This is a genomic window from Candidatus Margulisiibacteriota bacterium (assembly GCA_041661965.1).
Taxonomy (GTDB): domain Bacteria; phylum Margulisbacteria; class WOR-1; order O2-12-FULL-45-9; family XYB2-FULL-48-7; genus XYB2-FULL-45-9.
On sequence record JBAZTH010000003.1, the window covers coordinates 460663 to 477432 of the forward strand.

12 protein-coding genes and 1 pseudogene are annotated in these 16770 nt (G+C 51.0%); 9 read left to right on the forward strand and 4 right to left on the reverse strand.

Annotation, left to right across the window (positions count from 1 at the left end):
• The first annotated feature begins 3 nt into the window (after positions 1–3).
• From WC772_08095 to WC772_08105, 3 genes are read left to right on the forward strand one after another with little or no spacing between them, the layout of a single operon-like run.
• Entirely contained in the window at positions 4–519 is a 516-nt protein-coding gene (locus tag WC772_08095) for a hypothetical protein (protein MFA6170707.1), read from the forward strand.
• Between the two features lie 46 nt (positions 520–565).
• Complete coding sequence (locus WC772_08100) at positions 566–1579, forward strand: Fic family protein (GenBank protein ID MFA6170708.1); 1014 nt, start codon at positions 566–568, stop codon at positions 1577–1579.
• Positions 1580–1604: 25 nt separating this feature from the next.
• Positions 1605–3530, forward strand: coding sequence for a DUF2207 domain-containing protein (locus tag WC772_08105; GenBank protein ID MFA6170709.1), 1926 nt, complete (start codon positions 1605–1607; stop codon positions 3528–3530).
• Here WC772_08105 and WC772_08110 read toward each other — a convergent pair whose 3' ends face one another.
• From WC772_08110 to WC772_08125, 4 genes and pseudogenes are all read right to left on the reverse strand, one after another.
• A complete protein-coding gene (locus WC772_08110; protein MFA6170710.1) occupies positions 3531–4313 on the reverse strand; it encodes an ABC transporter permease in 783 nt (260 codons plus the stop codon). It lies immediately after the preceding gene.
• Positions 4314–4384: 71 nt separating this feature from the next.
• Positions 4385–5056, reverse strand: a pseudogene (locus WC772_08115) (ATP-binding cassette domain-containing protein).
• An 18-nt stretch (positions 5057–5074) separates the two neighbouring features.
• Positions 5075–6454: a PAS domain-containing sensor histidine kinase gene (locus WC772_08120; protein ID MFA6170711.1), complete on the reverse strand. Its 1380-nt coding sequence runs from the start codon at positions 6452–6454 to the stop codon at positions 5075–5077.
• A gap of 280 nt (positions 6455–6734) precedes the next feature.
• Positions 6735–7370 (reverse strand): hemolysin III family protein, encoded by a 636-nt coding sequence (locus WC772_08125; GenBank protein MFA6170712.1) that lies wholly within the window; start codon positions 7368–7370, stop codon positions 6735–6737.
• Positions 7371–7446: 76 nt separating this feature from the next.
• On the opposite strand from WC772_08125, the gene WC772_08130 reads away from it, so the two are divergent.
• The 6 genes from WC772_08130 to WC772_08155 form a co-directional block, all read left to right on the forward strand.
• Entirely contained in the window at positions 7447–8097 is a 651-nt protein-coding gene (locus WC772_08130; GenBank protein MFA6170713.1) for a hypothetical protein, read from the forward strand.
• 237 nt (positions 8098–8334) lie between these two features.
• The gene (locus WC772_08135) at positions 8335–8631 is read left to right on the forward strand and encodes an RNA-binding protein (GenBank protein MFA6170714.1); all 297 of its coding nucleotides are present in this window, start codon (positions 8335–8337) and stop codon (positions 8629–8631) included.
• Positions 8632–8770: 139 nt separating this feature from the next.
• Positions 8771–9895 (forward strand): glutamine-hydrolyzing carbamoyl-phosphate synthase small subunit, encoded by a 1125-nt coding sequence (gene carA / locus WC772_08140; GenBank protein MFA6170715.1) that lies wholly within the window; start codon positions 8771–8773, stop codon positions 9893–9895.
• Positions 9896–9978: 83 nt separating this feature from the next.
• Positions 9979–10617, forward strand: a complete 639-nt coding sequence (locus tag WC772_08145; protein ID MFA6170716.1) for a hypothetical protein — start codon at positions 9979–9981, stop codon at positions 10615–10617.
• A gap of 98 nt (positions 10618–10715) precedes the next feature.
• The gene (carB, locus tag WC772_08150) at positions 10716–13919 is read left to right on the forward strand and encodes a carbamoyl-phosphate synthase large subunit (protein ID MFA6170717.1); all 3204 of its coding nucleotides are present in this window, start codon (positions 10716–10718) and stop codon (positions 13917–13919) included.
• Between the two features lie 97 nt (positions 13920–14016).
• Positions 14017–16770 (forward strand): DUF1565 domain-containing protein (locus WC772_08155; GenBank protein ID MFA6170718.1); only part of this gene is annotated, 2754 nt, incomplete at its 3' end.

The following is a 16770-nucleotide window of genomic DNA, read 5'->3' on the forward strand; positions in this document are numbered from 1 at the left end:
CTAATGAAAATCAATGGAAATAGAGTCCAATCATGGTGGCCGCCTCATGTTAATGAGATCCGGATAATCTGTCCGTTGCCGGCCAGATTGCAATCCGGCCGGATCATTGCCGAGCTGACAGCGATTGGTCTGGCGGCTCACGATAAGCTCAAAAATGGTTCGGATCTCCTGGCTCCTGATTATACCCGGGGACGGAGTCAGGCGGCCAGCGATGAACTCCAAAAGCAGCTCGAGCGAAAAGGGGTGCTTGTCCCATTGTCCTTCAGCTTGGAAAAAGTGATCGGCTCCAATTTTTCCAGGTCGATTGATCCCCTGGGGAGAGTCGGGGAACATCACCTCCTGATGGTCAAGTTCAAAGAAGGAGCGGTTTTAGTCGATATTACGGCGGCAGAATTCGAAGGCCGGGGGCGCCAATTTGCCAATACGAATGTTCTGCTGATCCCTACGACCCATGAGGAGATCCTCACTAATCTTGCTCGGGTCTACGGTGGAGAGTGGCGGATCAAAGGGCAATCTTGACGAGACGCTTGACGTAAACTTGACGATGTTGTATAATCACTAGGTCATGTACAAGCCAACTTACCGGATAACGCCGTATTTACTGAAGCTGATTGAAGAAGCGGGGAGTCTCCGCTTCTGGATCGAGCAGATGCCTCTTAAAGTTACCTGGCTGCCACTCCTACAACATGAAGCCCGGGTCAGGTCGACCCATTCTTCCACCGCGATCGAAGGGAACCCGCTGACTTTAGCCCAGGTTAATGCCGTAGCCAAAGGGGAGACGATCGGCGGACCGGACAAAGATAAGCTGGAAGTTGAAAATTACATCAAAGTCCTTCACTGGGTCGAAAAAAACCACACTACGGAAATCAACGAAGCGGCGATTTTTAATCTCCACAAGATCTTAACTAAAGGTTTACTGCCGGAAGAACGTTCCGGCCGCTACAAAGACAAGCAGAACTATGTGCTCGACGAGCGGAAGGTCAAGATCTTTACCCCTCCCAGTCCGCAGGAAACTCCGTCCGTTGTTCGGGAACTTTTGGCCTGGCTGGATTCATCGGCCCGGGAATTGCCGCCGGTCCTGGTCGCCGCGATCTTTCACCATCGCTTTGTTTCCATTCATCCCTTTGTCGATGGGAACGGCCGGCTGGCCCGCGCCCTGGCCGCCTGGATCCTTTACCAGCATGGCTATGATACCTACCACATCTTCAGCCTGGACGATTATTTTGCCGGCGACCGCCAGCGTTATTACCAGAAACTCCAGCAGGCTAGGGAATTGGATGATGAGTTGACCCACTGGATCGAATATGTCGCCGAAGGGGTGGTCAAAACTTTAAAAGATGTTAAGGTCCGGATCGAAGACCTGCAGGTTTCGACCCGCCATAACATAACCCTGACCCCGGGACAGGAAGAATTGATCCGGGTACTCCGGTTAAGAGATTCCGTGACCTCGGCCGACCTGCGGCAAACCTTCAAAGTCTCGCGGGCGCGGATCCACCAGATCGTCAATCCCCTGGTCAAATCCGGTTTGGTCAAGACCACCGGCCAGGGACGGTCGACCAGATATCTCCTAGTCCTCTAGATCTTTTGATGTTAAAATCCGGGGTATGATAAGAAAAGTATTTGTTCTCGTCTTACTGACCGGCCTCATTTTTTTCGGCGGCGCGGCCTCGGCCCGCTCTTTATATTGGGACAAGATTGCCGTCGACCTCACTCTTAACCGCGATTCCAGCGTCGATATCGTTGAAACCCAGACCTACGTTTTTGACGGCGCTTATAACGGCGGCTATCGGGATATTAAGCTTAAAGGGTTTGACTCTATCTCCAACATCGAGCTCTATGAGGACGAGATAAGGTATCAGGAAGGGAGTCTCGATAAATACCATTTCACTGTCGGCAATGAGAACGGCGCTCGGCGGATAAAATGGCGTTCCCGCGACGTTGACGAACCGGAATACAGCCGGACCCCTAAAACCTTTACCATTAAATACCGGGTCAACGGCCTGATCGACCACCAGAAAGGGTTCGATGAGCTCTACTGGAAGGCGATCTTTGAAGACCGTGACGGGATGGTTAATATAGCGGAAGCGGTCCTGCATCTCCCGGTCCCGGTTGAGCCGGAAAAATTGAAGGTTACTCTCTACACTAATGTTTCCGGCGCGGTCTGGCAGGTTACCGGTCCGCAAACCATCATTTTCCATGGTGAGAACCTCCCTCCGGGAGAGTTGTTCGAGATCAAAGTTGATTTTCCGCCCGGACTGGTCGCCAATGTCTTTTTCCTGAAAAAAGCGACCAAGACCTATGTTTCACCTTATCTCCCCTGGTTGATCGCCGGGGGAGTGTTCTTTTTTATGCTGTCACTCTATCTCCGGCTTGGCCGCGATTATGAAGTCAGCGGCGTGGCTAAGGTCATGGCGAACCCGCCGACCGATCTGTCGCCGGCGCTCGCGGGGACGGTTATTGACGAAGAAGCGGGGATGAAGGAGATCATTGCCACGATCCTCGACCTTTCCCGGCGCGGTTTTATCGAGATAACGGAAAATGTCAGCCAAGTTTGGCTCTTTACCATGCGCGACTTTGAATACCGGCTCAAGGCGATGCCGGTCGGGCTTAGCGATTATGAGGACAAGCTCATCCAGGGCTTATTTAGCGCGCCAAAGGTCGGAGACAAAGTAAAGCTTTCCGACCTGCGGAATAAGTTTTACAAGCATGTCGACGGGATCGTTGATCTGATCTTTAAACAAACGGTCAAACGGGGCTACTTTGAAGGCAACCCGCGTGAAGTGAAGAGTAAATATTACTTGGTTGCCGGCGGAGTTTTTCTTTTGGGGCTGATCATTTCCGCCCTGGGGTCTTTTGAAGTCGCGATCGTTAACGCCATGATCGCGATGTTCTTTTTCCTCCCTGGTTTTTTCTTTGTCCAGGCGGTCAAAGAACGCCGGTTGGTCCAGCTGATCTTTATGCTCCCGTTCTTTCTGGCGGCGGGGATTATGATCGGGCCGTTCACCCAATTGTTTTTTGACACGACTTCCGTTTTATTGGTTCCTCTCGGCCAGGGTTGTTTGTTCGGCGGGATCATCGTCGGCCTCTTCGCGCCGCTCATGCCCAGGAAAACATTGGCCGGGTCCAAAGCGAAAGAAGAATGGCTGGCTTTCCGGAATTATTTAAAAACCGTGAAGGGGGACCCCAAGAATTTCGAGCAATACTTGCCCTACGCGGTCGCTTTCGGGGTGGAGTCGGCCTGGATGAATAACCTGGCTGAACATTCGCTGGCGGCGCCGCTCTGGTACCATTCAACTTTTACCGATCTTAGCGGCGGGAGGCTTAATACCGACTCAAAGGGGAGTTTTGGCGGCGGAGAGAGCGGCGGCGGCGGCGCGGGCCGGAGCTTCTCCGTGGCGCAGATGTCGGGAAGTTTTAGCGGCATGGTTTCCAACATGTCTTCATCGCTTAGCAGCAGCCCAACTTCAAGCGGGAGCGGCAGTGGTGGCGGCGGAGGAGGCGGCGGGGGTGGCGGAGGTGGTGGTTGGTAGTTAAACGCTTTCGCTCCGGTCGAAGAAGAAAGCGGCAATTGAGACCATAATAATTGAAGCCACTACGCAAAGAAGTAGATCATAGGCCAAAGAGAACATTGACGCGCCTATTAGCGCCCGCCTGATGCCGTCCACCCCATAAGTGAGGGGGTTAAGATATGAAAGGACCAATAATGGGAAGGGAAGGTTGACGATCGGGGAAACCGCGCCAGAGAGAAAAAAGAGCGGGAACATTACGAAATTGATGATCAATTCAAACCCCTGGGCGTCTCTCATGTTGGACGCGAACGAGAGCCCAAGGGAGATAAAGACTAGTGAGATCAAACCCATAAAGATGAGCATTAACAAAAAACCGCCAGCAATCCGATAAAGCGGCCAGGTTGCTGGAAAGGCGAAACCGAAAAAGAAGGAGAGGGCAAAAAGGATCAGCCCCTGGATCAAACCGGTCGAGGCGCCGCCGGCGATCCGGCCGAGGGCGATTGAGATCCGGCTGACCGGGGCGACCATTATCTCCTTTAAGAAGCCGAACTCCTTGTCCCAGAGGACCGAGATCCCCGAAAACATCGAGCCGAAAAGCATGTTCATCCCGATCATACCCGGAACGAGGAATTTAATATAGTCGACCCCGTTCAACCCGGGGATCGCCATTTTTTCGAAACCGAACCCGAGAAAGGTCAGGAACATCAGCGGCATGGCGACGGAACCGATGATCCGTTCTTTTTCCCGGAAAAGTTTTTTGATCTCGCGCAGCCAGAGGACATAGATCGCCATCAGTTCTACCATACTTTCTCCCTGACCTCCGTATTACGGATCTCTTTGCCGGTATATTCGAGGAAGATATCTTCCAGGCTTTTACCGCCATGGGTCGCTTTAAGATTGGCCAAAGTGTCGAGGGTCGCGATCTTACCGTGGTCGATGATCCCGATCCGGTCGCAGAGGAACTCCGCTTCTTCCATATAGTGAGTGGTTAGGATGATCGTCACCTTAAGTTTTTTGATGTATTCCCAGATCAGCCGCCTTGTCTGCGAATCGAGCCCCAGCGTCGGCTCATCTAGAAAAAGGACTTTTGGGGTATGGATCAGTCCCCGGGCGATCTCCAAACGGCGTTTCATCCCGCCGGAATAATTCCGGACGAGGACGTTGGCTTTTTCAGCGAGTTCAACCAGGTCGAGGAGTCCCTTGATCCGTTGATTACGGGTCGTTTTATCGATCCCGTACATCATAGCGTGAAACTCGAGGTTTTCCCGGCCGGTCAGCCGGGAGTCAAGAGCCGGTTCCTGAAAGACGATCCCGATGTTTTTGCGGACCTCATTCCGGAATTTGGTCACGTCAAAACCGGCGACCGAAGCAAACCCGCTGGTTGGTTTTAAGAGGGTGGCCAGGATGTTGATGGTTGTGGTTTTACCAGCCCCGTTGGGGCCGAGCAGGCCAAAGCATTCACCTTCGTCGACCGAAAAAGAGATGTTGTCGACCGCCATAAATTCTTTGAATTTTTTGACCAGATTTTTAACTTCGATTGTGGGCATAGAGCTATTATAGCAAAATTAAGCGGGGAGAGAAAAATAAAAGCGGGAGCCTTTGCCGACCGTGCTTTCAACTCCGATCTTACCGCCATGGGCTTCGACCGCCAGTTTACAGAAAGTCAGCCCAAGACCGGTGTCTATTTTTGTTTTCATAGTCTGGTCCGTGACCTTGAAGAATTTATCAAAAACTCGACCCAGGCTCTCTGCCGGGATCCCTTCGCCGGAATCAATGACTTCAAAAAGAACCTGGTTGCCGTCCTTTTTGATCTGCAGATTTATTTTTCCGCCCTGGGGAGTATGCTTGATCGAATTGGAGAGGAGATTTTCCAGGACACGAGTAACCAAGTTCTGATCCGCGGTAATTGAGAGCTCTCCGATCTGATTAAAAACCACTTCTTTTTCTTGCTGTTGGCCCAAGCTGATTATCCAGACCAGGTTTTTGACCAGTTCCTGCGCGGAAAAAGTTGTTTTTGCCAGTTCAAGTTTATTATCTTCCATCTTTTTAATGTCCAGGATGTCCATGATTAAATTAAACAGCTTCTTCGCGCTGGAAGAGACGATTTGAACCAGTTTCTTTTGCCCGTCATTGACCGGTCCGACTTGGCCGGTGAGAAGCAGGTCGGCGGAGCCCTGAATGCCGGTCAGCGGATTTTTGAGATCATGAATGATCATGTGGGTCAGGTCGTCTTGGAGCTTTTCTAATTTAATCCGTTCCGAAACGTCGCTGATCATGGTCAGGTTCCTGATTGGCAGGCCCTTTTCATCTTTCATTGTCGTGTCGACGACTCGGCCATTCATAATTGCCCCATTTCGATTGACAAAGGTTATGTCATAAGAGGGCGAGACCTTACCCAGTAAACGCTGGGAAAAGTTTTTCATCATGGCCGCTTTGCTCTCTTCGGTCAGGAAGGGGAGGAGGATCAAATTCTTACCGAGAATCTCGTCGGTTTTATAACCCAACCAGTCCTGCAGGCGATTATTAGCGGAGAGAACAATGCCGTTGGTGTCGGTCAAAAGGATCGCTTCCGGAGAGATCTCAAAGATGGACTGATATTTTCTTTCGATATCTTGGTAAAACTCGTTGATGGTGGCCGCTTCTTTTGTCCACTGCCGGATGCTGGCATAAATCATTAACATGGAAGCGGCCCAGACCATAAAGATCGGGAAAACATATTCGACCCCGATTCTAACATCGAGATACATGGCCAAAGTCGCGATGATACCGAGGCAATACATGGTCAATAACCAGCCAAAGGTCATCAAAAGTTCTAATTTACCAAAGATCGACTTGTGGACGTTTAGATAAAATTGGTAAGAGGAAAAAAGAAAGTATAAGCTCCCAACGATTAAACACGGCCAGCCGATTGCTAATATTATCAAGCGCATGATTTCAATGGTCATCGGGGATAATATAGCATGTTTATAAGAAAAACATAAGCTTAGGCTGATGAAAAAGGATATTTTGGAAGCCTGAGACTGCCTACCGGCAGGCAGGCAATATCCCGCCACGGCGGGCAGGCGTCTCGGCTTCCAATTTAACCGCGCACTTAAGTGCGCGGTTAAATAAAACTTCCAAAATAAGTTATTTTAGTCGAGAAACGGAAACCGCGGCGATATTGCCGCAGGTTTCCGTTTCTCATTGACAGTCTTTTTCATCAGTCTAGGCTTGATTTATGGCGGCTTAGTAAGCGACGTATAAGAGGATCGCCAGAAAATGAAGGAACGAGCCGAGCAGAACGAAGAGATGCCAGAGCTCATGGAAGCCGAAAGTTTTGGAAATATTCGGTTTTTTTAAGGCATAAACGATGCCGCCAAGCGAATAAGCGATGCCCCCGGCCAGCAGCAGCCAAAGCCCATTAAGAGGGAGAGCCGAAAGTAACGGGTTAACGGCGATGACGATCATCCAGCCCATTCCTAAATAAATGATGGTGGTAAAGAGCCGATTAACATTAATATAGACCGATTGGATTATTACCCCAAGCAGGGCCAATCCCCAAATAATGCCAAAGAGCGACCAGCCCCATGGCCCTTGAAGAGTGACCAGGCAAAAAGGGGTATAGGTCCCGGCGATTAGGAGATAGATCGATAAGTGGTCGAGTTTCCGCAGGAACGTCAACCGTTCATTCGCCGGACCAGAGACCCAATGGTAGAGGGTGCTGAAGTTATAAAGAAGGATTAGCGTTCCACCATAAAGGGCGAACGAGACGACTTTCCAGGCGGAATCATGCCCGGCGACGACCAGTATGACCAAGGCGGCAATCGATAACAAAGTGCCGATGAAATGGAGCCAACCACTAAGCGGTTCTCTTAAGCGCATAAGACAATTATACACTTATCCTGAAATTATTCGCTTTTAACAGCGATAAAAAAGTGACGATACTAAGGAGTATTCAATGAAAGTTTATTGCGGAACTCATTTTCGGTCCGGCGAGATCATTAAATCTTATATAAACGCGCAAAGAACCTGCCAGCAAAAGGTCCGTTCCGGGTGGCAGGCCAATTTTGCCGGCATAATCTGCCTTGATGCGAACCGCGGGCTTATCCAATTTTCGGCGACGACCGGGACAGACATCGATATCCCCAGCCATAAAATCGGGATCCCGATCTGGACCCATTCCGAGATCGCCCGGCATTCGCTCAACGATTGGGGTAGACTGCCGTTGAAATTTGCCCCCGGCTTACCGCCCCATCATCCTGTCCGTTCAATCAGGGTGATGAGCTTTTCGCCGATCCCGGATGTGTCGCTGACCTTTATTAATACGGCGCCGGAAGCGGGGTTTTTGTTTTCCTGGGAAGAGCAAGTGAGTGGCGGGCCAAGATCCCTCCCTTTTGGGGAATTTTTCCGGGAAGATAACCTTCTCCGTTACGGCGATCGGGCCAATGTTCTGGCTAAGCTGGGGGAAGGGAAGAGCTACAGCGAAAAGTGTGACTTTTTTGTTTTCCCGACCGACCCGGCATCCGATGCTATTCATGTCCACGCCACTAATTATGTCCGTTTGGACGGCGACTTTCGCCGGTTCGCCCTGGAAGTGATTTCCAAATAAAGTGAAATTATCCTTGATAGCTATCGATAACTAATTGAAGAGGTTCAGCTTTGCTGGCTTCTCCGGGAAAAGTCTTGACACGTTTTGCAAGCGATGCTAATATTTCCCCGTAATGGTCGAAGTTAATGCGCTGATGTATAAAGTTACATTTGATGCCCACGGTTCTGCCCCGGTTATCAGTGGTCCCCGTGACCTCACGCCATTAATCGCAGAAGAATCCAAAAGGAGTTTATACGCATGAAAAGTATTTTTGTAGGTAATCTGCCATGGTCCGTGGGCGATGCCGATCTTCAGGCTAAGTTTTCTGAATTCGGCAACGTTATCTCGGCCCGTGTCGTCAACGATAAGTTCTCGGGCAAGTCCCGGGGCTTTGGTTTTGTTGACATGGAAGATTCCGACGCCGAAAAAGCTATTGCCGGGATGACCGGTTATAAGTGGGGCGATCGGGAAGTCACCGTTAACGAAGCTCGTCCGAAGACCGAGGGTGGTCGCGGCGGGGATCGTGGCGGACGCAGGGATTTCGACCGGTTCTAACCGGATTATTTCCTGTAAATCGAACGGTCCGGGGTCAAACCCGGACCGTTTTTTTATGTTTGACAGGCTTTTAGGGCAAGTGCTAGAATACTAAATAGGGAACGCCCCGATCCACGACTCGGGGCTTTTTTTTGACCAAATGAAAGCAATACTCGCACTAGAAGACGGGACAATATTCGAAGGGCGATCTTTCGGAGCGGTAGGGGAAAGATCGGGAGAAGTTGTTTTCAATACCTCGCTCACCGGCTACCAGGAGATCTTAACCGACCCTTCCTATAAAGGCCAGATCGTCTGCATGACTTATCCTTTAATTGGTAATTACGGGATAAATGAGGCTGACCTGGAATCGGCTATCCCCCATTGTGAAGGGTTCGTGGTCCGCGAAAACTCCACCATCGCCTCCAATTTTCGCTCTACCGGCAAGCTTGATGACTACCTGAAGAAACACGGCATTATCGGTATTGAAGGGATCGACACCCGGATGCTGACCAGGCGCCTCCGTTTGCAGGGCTCCCTCAAAGGGGTCATTACCACCGGGGGTGACGATTCCGCCGCTTTGGTCAAGAAGGCCAAAGAGTCGGCTGGGGTCGAAGGGGTTGATCTGGTTAAAATCGTCACCTGCAAAAAGCCATATGTATGGAATGAAACCGAATATGCGAATAAGACCGAATGCACGAATAGGAACGAATACGCGAATAAAAAGTACCACATTGTTGCTTATGATTTTGGGATCAAGTTTAATATTTTGCGTAATTTCCAGCGGCTTGGCTGTAAGGTGACGGTTGTTCCGGCGACGACGCTGGCGGCCGATGTTTTGGCCATGAACCCGGATGGGATCTTCCTTTCCAACGGTCCGGCCGATCCGGCGGCGGTCACCTACGCGATCGAAAACATCAAACAATTGATCGGCAAAAAGCCGATCTTTGGGATCTGTCTTGGCCACCAGCTGCTGGGATTAGCAATGGGGGCTAAGACCTATAAGCTTAAATTTGGCCATCATGGCGGCAATCAGCCGACCCTTGACCTAAACACTCGCAAAGTCGATATTACCTCGCAAAACCACGGCTTCGCCGTTGATCCCAAAACCTTTACCAGCGAGATGGAAGTGACCCACATTAACCTGAACGACGAAACGGTCGAAGGGTTTCGGCATACTAACCTGCCGGTCTTTTCGGTCCAGTACCACCCGGAAGCGGGACCGGGACCGCATGACGCGAACTATTTATTCGCTAATTTTATTAAAATGGTTGAGGCGAATAAATAAATGACCAATGACAAATTTCAAATGACAAATGAAGGTATGGAAACCTGCGGCAATATCGCCGCGGTTTCCATGTGTTTAAATTAATGGCAACGATTATTTCGAGCATTTGGGCCTGCTTAAGTAGTAATGTGCCATTTTTGTCTTTTTTAATATTATTAATTGCTAATTTAATAACTGTAATTATTTGGATTTGGGAACATTATTTCAGGAATTATAGGAATCGCTATGAGTTAAAGCCAAGACATATTCGATGGATTGAAGGCATGAAGGATAGAATATCATTAGAGTTTACAAAAAGAGGGAAATTTGGCGATGATCAGCAGTTTGTAAATTATAAAGGTGGAGCAATATTTTGTTTCTGTTTGATAAATAAAGGAACATCTGATGATTACATTTACAGTGCAAAAATCATTAATGAACAAGGCAAAGAAAAAGATGTATCTACAGAATGTATAATAAAAGGAGTGGAGATATCTGGCCAAAATGATTATGAGTATTTTTATGAGAATTTACCTCATGGCATAAAGGCTCTTCAGGGAGAAGTGTGGTTTGTTGGTGTTGAGGATAACGAATTTGTTAATTGCAAAAAAGGTACGCTTGAAATTGAGACGGCGGCAAAAAAATATCCATTGCAAATTACAGAAGAAATGTTTGTTAAATCAATGGGAACACTTCCGTATAATAAAGATGTGAAGATTCAACATGGAAACCGCGACGTTTAGCCGTGCCTGCCGGCAGGCAGGTCGCAGGTTTCCAGAAAATGTGAAACCAGGAAGCCGCGACGATATTGTCGCGTGCTTCCCGAAAAGGATAGATTAAATTGCCAAAAAGAACTGATATAAAGAAAATCATGATCATCGGGGCCGGGCCGATCGTTATCGGCCAGGCGTGCGAGTTTGATTATTCCGGTTCGCAGGCTTGCAAAGCCCTGCGGGAAGAAGGGTACGAAGTTGTCCTGATCAACTCCAACCCGGCGACGATCATGACCGATCCGGAGCTCGCTCACCGGACCTATGTTGAGCCGATTACCCCGGAGATGTGCGCCAAGATCATCGAAAAAGAACGGCCGGACGCTTTGCTTCCGACCCTTGGCGGGCAGACCGCTCTCAACACTGCCGTTAAACTGGCGGAGATGGGAGTCCTGGAAAAGTTCAAGGTTGAAGTGATCGGTGCCAACATCGCTTCGATCAAAATGGCGGAAGAGCGGGACCTTTTTAAACAAGCGATGGAAAAAGCGGGGCTCGATGTCCCCAAGTCCGGCTTTGCCCATAACATGGAAGAGGCGAGAGCAACGATGGAGAAAGTTGGCCTGCCGGTCATTATTCGGCCGAGCTTTACCCTGGGGGGGACCGGTTCCGGGATCGCCTATAACATCGACGAGTTCGAAAAAGTCGCCAAGCTTGGCCTGGAACTTTCGCCGACCAGCGAGATCCTGATCGAAGAGAATCTGACCGGTTGGAAAGAGTACGAGCTGGAAGTGATGCGCGACAAGAAAGACAACGTTGTCATAATCTGTTCGATCGAGAACTTTGACCCGATGGGGGTCCACACCGGCGACTCGATCACCGTTGCCCCGGCCCAGACCCTGACCGACCGGGAATACCAGAACCTGCGCGACCAGTCGATCGCGGTCATTCGGGCGATCGGGGTTGAGACCGGCGGTTCCAACATCCAATTTGCCGTCCACCCGGATACCGGGCGGGTAGTAATTATTGAAATGAACCCGCGGGTCTCCCGCTCTTCGGCCCTGGCTTCCAAGGCGACCGGCTTCCCGATCGCTAAATTTGCCGCCAAGCTGGCGGTTGGCTACACGCTAGATGAGATCCCCAACGACATTACCAAAGAGACGCCGGCTTCCTTTGAGCCGTCGATCGACTACTGCGTTGTTAAGATCCCGCGCTTTACTTTCGAAAAATTCCCCGACGCTGAACCGGTGATCGGGACCTCGATGAAGTCGGTCGGCGAAACGATGGCAATTGGCCGGACCTTTAAAGAGGCTTTGCAAAAAGGGCTTCGCTCTTTAGAAATCGGCCGGGCCGGGCTTGGGGCCGATGGGAAAGATGAAATCGATCAGCAACTCATTAACGCTAAGCTGACGATCCCGAACCCCGACCGGATCTTTTACGTTAAAGCCGCCCTGCAAAACGGGATGACTCTGGACGAAGTATTTGAACTTTCCAAGATCGACCGCTGGTTTTTGCAGAACATGAAGGAGATTATTGACGAAGAAAAGGTAATTAGGGGATTAGGGAAAAAGGTCTTGGATGACAAAGAATCATTATATAAAGCGAAACAATTTGGTTTTTCCGATAAGCAATTGGCCTATTTGACCGGGGAAACGCCGGAAGAGGTTAGGAAGAAACGGAAGGGGTTGGGGATTGCGGCGGTTTTTAAGCTGGTCGACACCTGCGCCGCTGAATTTGAAGCCTATACCCCTTATTATTATTCGACTTACGAGACCGAATGCGAAGTTCGGATCTCAAAAAAGAAAAAGATCATGATCCTGGGTGGGGGACCGAACCGGATCGGACAGGGGATCGAGTTCGATTACTGCTGTGTCCACGCCTCGTTCGCGATCCGCGAAGAAGGGTTGGAATCGATCATGGTCAACTCTAACCCGGAAACGGTTTCAACCGATTACGATACCTCCGACCGGCTTTACTTTGAACCGGTGACGGTCGAAGATGTCTTGAACATTGTCGATAAGGAAAAGCCGGATGGGGTCATCGTCCAGTTCGGCGGCCAAACCCCGCTCAATATCGCCCTAGCGCTGGAGAAAGCGGGAGTGCCGATCATTGGAACATCCCCAGCCTCGATCGATCGGGCGGAAGATCGGAAACGGTTCGCGGCAATGCTCCGCAAACTAAAACTTAACCAGGCTCCCAACGGGACCGCGGTCTCCAAAGTCGAAGCGAAAAAGATCGCCACCCGGATCGGCTATCCGGTCCTGGTCCGGCCGAGCTATGTTCTTGGCGGGCGGGCAATGCGGCTGGTCTACGGCGAAGATGAACTGGAAGACTTCATGCAGAACGCGGTTAAAGTTTCGCCGGAACATCCGATCCTGGTCGACAAGTTCCTCGATGACGCGATCGAGGTCGACGTCGATTGCGTTTCAGACGGAAAACAAACGGTGATCTGCGGCATTATGGAGCATATTGAAGAAGCCGGGATCCATTCAGGCGATTCCGCCTGTTCGATCCCGCCGTATTCACTAAGCAAAACGGTGATCGAAACGATCAAGAAGAACACTTATGCCATGGCCAAGGAGCTTAAAGTTATCGGCTTGATGAACACCCAGTTCGCAATCAAGGGCGGAAAGGTTTACGTCCTTGAAGTTAATCCGCGCGCTTCCCGGACCGTTCCTTTTGTCAGCAAAGCGACCGGCGTTCCCTGGGCGAAAGTCGCCACTAAAGTTATGCTCGGCAAATCGCTCAAAGAGCAGAAGATCGGCGAAGTCGAGGTCAAACATTTTTCCGTGAAAGAAGCGGTCTTCCCCTTTAACCGTTTTCCGGGCGTTGACGCGGTTCTCGGGCCTGAAATGCGCTCGACCGGCGAAGTGATGGGGATAGACGTCGATTTCGGTTCCGCTTTTATGAAGTCGCAGATCGCCGCCGGCCAGCGCCTGCCGCTGGAAGGAAAAGTTTTTGTTTCCGTGAAAGATAAGGACAAACGCTCGATCGTTTACGTGGTTAAAAAACTGATCGACCTTGGTTTCCAGATCGTCGCGACCCCTGGGACCGCCGATGTCATGAAAAAAGCGGGGATCGAGGTCCAGGAGGTCCAGCGGATCGGCGAAGGCCGTCCCGATATCATGGACCTGCTTAAGAATAACGAGATCAACCTGATCATTAACACCCCTTCAGAGATAAAGAAGCAGAAAGTGGATGAAAGCAAGATCCGCTTCAGCGCGGTCGTTCACGGGATCCCGCTGGTTACCACGATCTCCGGCGCCCAAGCGTCGGTGAGCGGGATCGAAGCGGCCAAGAAGAAGGGCTTTGGCGTGAAGGCGCTTCAGGACTACTAAAACCTCCCGCTCTATAAACTCCCCTTTTATTTTGTTGCCTTAATGTTATAATTCAGCGTTCATTGTTTACATTATATTAGTGAGGTTAATCGGCATAATGCAGTCCAAGCTAAAAAAAATCGGACGCTTTTGCTTTGGTGTTATATTACTTGGGGCTATTTGCCCTGCTGTTTTTGCCGCCGACTATTACGTTGACGCTGCCGCTTCGACCGGTAACTTGACCGGTGATGGAACCTCCGGTAACCCCTGGCAGACCATGACCTTTGCGCTAACCCAAACAACCACCGGCGATGTTATCCACGCCGCCGCCGGGATATATAAAGCTTCGGGGATGACCGGCTCCAATGAAACTTTTCCGCTGACCATAAGCAAGTATCGTACGCTCATAGGCGCCGGAAAATACCTGACCACCATCGAAGCCAGTAATGTTGATATCGTCCAACTGCAAATCGGCACATCGATGGCCAACCTGGGACTAAAATTGACGACCGGCAATTACAAGCTGGCAAAAGTTATGGGGAGCGGCGTTGTTATTGAAAATGTCTATTTTAAGGGGGGCGGTTGGGCAAGCACTCGGGGGACCGGGATCTATTTTGACGGTACCGCTAACAGTGCCGGCGGCAGGGTTACGAGTTGTGAAGTTGTGGATTGCACTTACGGAATCAATCTTTATTATTTCACCTCTAACAGCAACGTGACGATCGAAAGCTCGACCATCAGGAGCAATTATTACCATGGGATCTGGATTGACAGCTGGGGGCAGAGCGGTGGCGGGAAGCTGGTCGATATTCATAATAACCTGTTCAGGAACAACAATGCCAACAACAGTTACGCCGGTATTTATGTCAACATGTATAATCCGGGAAGCACCATCAGCATAGTTAACAATACTTTCAGCGAGAATTATGTTAGCTTGTACTCTAACAGCGCCGATAACAGCATCACTTTCAAGAACAACATCGTGGTCAACTCCCCCCGTTTGAACCGGGGGGCAAAGTATGGAACATACGGGATCTACCGCTCGAGCGGTAGCATCAACGTCAGCTACTGCGATTTTTGGAACGTGCGGAGCGTGTATAACGCGGCGACCGGGATAACGTGGGGGAGCGGGAACATTGCGGTCTTTCCCCGGTTTGTCGACCCGGTCAACGCCGACCTGCGGCTGCATAGCGGGTCAGCGTGTCTGGGAGCGGGAGAGGGGGCGAACATTGGCTATTACGACGGGGCGGGCGAAGCGGGATCGCCGTATCGGGAAGAGTCGTACGTGAACAACGTAACCGGGACCGACCAAACGGCGTCCGGGGAGAGCGCGGCAAGTCCGTACCAGACGATAACGTTTGCCAACCAGTACACGTTGAACACGATCCACGTGCTGGAGAGCGGCCAGAAGTACAACGCCGGCAACGGAGAAAGTTTTCCGCTCGACCTGGGGAGAGACAAGCGGCTGGCGGGAGCCGGTCCGGCGCAGGTGACGATCGAGGGTTATGGGAACGATACCTGGGTGGCGAACACGTCGCTGAACTTCAGCATCGGATTGTACGACAACAGCACGGTGGAAGGGGTGACGATCCAGGGATACAGCGGGTCGAATGCATACTACGGGACCTATATCTACGGCGGCGGGACGAAGCTCTTGAATTCACAGCTGATCGGCGGGGGAAAGGCGGCCAGCCGGGGGACCGCGGTCTTCTACGACGGGCAATTTGGGACTAACACCGGCGGCTTGATCAGCGGCTGTGATATTAACAATTCCTCTTATGGAATCAATCTTTATTATTTCACCTCTAACAGCAACGTGACGATCGAAAGCTCGACCATCAGGAGCAATTATTACCATGGGATCTGGATTGACAGCTGGGGGCAGAGCGGTGGCGGGAAGCTGGTCGATATTCATAATAACCTGTTCAGGAACAACAATGCCAACAACAGTTACGCCGGTATTTATGTCAACATGTATAATCCGGGAAGCACCATCAGCATAGTTAACAATACTTTCAGCGAGAATTATGTTAGCTTGTACTCTAACAGCGCCGATAACAGCATCACTTTCAAGAACAACATCGTGGTCAACTCCCCCCGTTTGAACCGGGGGGCAAAGTATGGAACATACGGGATCTACCGCTCGAGCGGTAGCATCAACGTCAGCTACTGCGATTTTTGGAACGTGCGGAGCGTGTATAACGCGGCGACCGGGATAACGTGGGGGAGCGGGAACATTGCGGTCTTTCCCCGGTTTGTCGACCCGGTCAACGCCGACCTGCGGCTGCATAGCGGGTCAGCGTGTCTGGGAGCGGGAGAGGGGGCGAACATTGGCTATTACGACGGGGCGGGCGAAGCGGGATCGCCGTATCGGGAAGAGTCGTACGTGAACAACGTAACCGGGACCGACCAAACGGCGTCCGGGGAGAGCGCGGCAAGTCCGTACCAGACGATAACGTTTGCCAACCAGTACACGTTGAACACGATCCACGTGCTGGAGAGCGGCCAGAAGTACAACGCCGGCAACGGAGAAAGTTTTCCGCTCGACCTGGGGAGAGACAAGCGGCTGGCGGGAGCCGGTCCGGCGCAGGTGACGATCGAGGGTTATGGGAACGATACCTGGGTGGCGAACACGTCGCTGAACTTCAGCATCGGATTGTACGACAACAGCACGGTGGAAGGGGTGACGATCCAGGGATACAGCGGGTCGAATGCATACTACGGGACCTATATCTACGGCGGCGGGACGAAGCTCTTGAATTCACAGCTGATCGGCGGGGGAAAGGCGGCCAGCCGGGGGACCGCGGTCTTCTACGACGGGCAATTTGGGACTAACACCGGCGGCTTGATCAGCGGCTGTGATATTAACAAT

Coding starts and splice junctions, on each gene's coding strand:
- WC772_08095 (MFA6170707.1), top strand. CDS start 4: ATGAAAATCAATGGAAATAGAGTCCAATCATGGTGGCCGCCTCATGTT.
- WC772_08145 (MFA6170716.1), top strand. CDS start 9,979: ATGGCAACGATTATTTCGAGCATTTGGGCCTGCTTAAGTAGTAATGTG.
- WC772_08100 (MFA6170708.1), top strand. CDS start 566: ATGTACAAGCCAACTTACCGGATAACGCCGTATTTACTGAAGCTGATT.
- WC772_08110 (MFA6170710.1), bottom strand. CDS start 4,313: ATGGTAGAACTGATGGCGATCTATGTCCTCTGGCTGCGCGAGATCAAA.
- carA (MFA6170715.1), top strand. CDS start 8,771: ATGAAAGCAATACTCGCACTAGAAGACGGGACAATATTCGAAGGGCGA.
- WC772_08125 (MFA6170712.1), bottom strand. CDS start 7,370: ATGCGCTTAAGAGAACCGCTTAGTGGTTGGCTCCATTTCATCGGCACT.
- WC772_08120 (MFA6170711.1), bottom strand. CDS start 6,454: ATGACCATTGAAATCATGCGCTTGATAATATTAGCAATCGGCTGGCCG.
- WC772_08135 (MFA6170714.1), top strand. CDS start 8,335: ATGAAAAGTATTTTTGTAGGTAATCTGCCATGGTCCGTGGGCGATGCC.
- WC772_08105 (MFA6170709.1), top strand. CDS start 1,605: ATGATAAGAAAAGTATTTGTTCTCGTCTTACTGACCGGCCTCATTTTT.
- WC772_08130 (MFA6170713.1), top strand. CDS start 7,447: ATGAAAGTTTATTGCGGAACTCATTTTCGGTCCGGCGAGATCATTAAA.